Source organism: Streptococcus sp. HMSC064D12 (assembly GCF_001837205.1).
GTDB lineage: Bacteria > Bacillota > Bacilli > Lactobacillales > Streptococcaceae > Streptococcus > Streptococcus salivarius_D.
In genome coordinates this window covers 1-935 of sequence record NZ_KV831733.1, presented here as the reverse complement: position 1 = coordinate 935, position 935 = coordinate 1, and the positions used below count along the sequence as shown (strand labels likewise).

The window sequence follows — 935 nt, the reverse complement described above, 5'->3', positions numbered from 1 at the left end:
GATTTCATTGCTGGACTTAGGTCTAGCTTTTTTTGTCAAGTTATTTACTTGTTAAAACTCTTAATTTCAGATATGATATGATTATATTTTATTTGAGAGGTATTATTATGTCGAATTTTGCATCAGCGTTTACACCTATTTCTATTTCTACTGCTAAAGATAAAATTTCTTCTACAGATAAGTTTATTTTATTTATTGGCCGTCCTTCTTGTCCATATTGTCAACTTTTTGAACCTAAATTATCTAATGTTGCACGTAATTCAAATTTTACTATTTTCTATATTAATAGTGAAAATACTGAGGAACTTGAATATATTCAAGCTTTACGTAAAAGATATGGAATTGCTACTGTTCCAGCCCTCTTTGTTTCAGAAAATGGAACTGCTAAGGTTGTTTGCGACTCTTCTCTTTCTGAGGATGACATTCTAGATTTTATTTCTTAATCTTCTTGGAGGTTCTTATGTTTATCTGTAAACACGAGGTCCAGTATTATGAAACAGATCGAATGGGTATTACTCATCATTCCAATTATGTACGATGGATGGAAGAGGCTAGAACTTTTTTTCTAAGAGAGATAGGTTGGCCTTATGAAAAAATTGAAGAGGAGGGAATTATCTCTCCTGTTACTTCAATTTCCTGTGACTATAAAGCTACTTCTACTTTTGCAGATGTGATTTCTATTGAGATTAATGTTAAAAGTGTTAAATCTGCTAAACTTTCTTTTGTATACCATATGGTAAATCAGAATGGTGTTCTTGTTTGTACAGCTGCTTCTGAACATAGTTTCTTGTCTAAGAATGGTGGTTTTGTTAATCTTAAAAGAGATTATCCCTCATTTTTTAATCTTTTAAAAGAGCATTCAGTTATGCAATAAAAAAGAAGAAAATCATTTTGATTTTCTTCTCAGATTGAAGACAAAGTCCTCAGAAGTTATA

At 30.8% G+C, this 935-nt stretch carries 2 protein-coding genes; both read left to right on the top strand.

Going from position 1 to position 935, the window contains the following annotated elements:
- The first annotated feature begins 107 nt into the window (after positions 1-107).
- A complete protein-coding gene (traF, locus tag HMPREF2697_RS03635; protein ID WP_045769109.1) occupies positions 108-443 on the top strand; it encodes a DUF6568 family protein in 336 nt (111 codons plus the stop codon).
- Between the two features lie 17 nt (positions 444-460).
- The gene (locus HMPREF2697_RS03630; RefSeq protein WP_045771681.1) at positions 461-874 is read left to right on the top strand and encodes an acyl-CoA thioesterase; all 414 of its coding nucleotides are present in this window, start codon (positions 461-463) and stop codon (positions 872-874) included.
- The last annotated feature ends 61 nt before the right edge of the window (positions 875-935 follow it).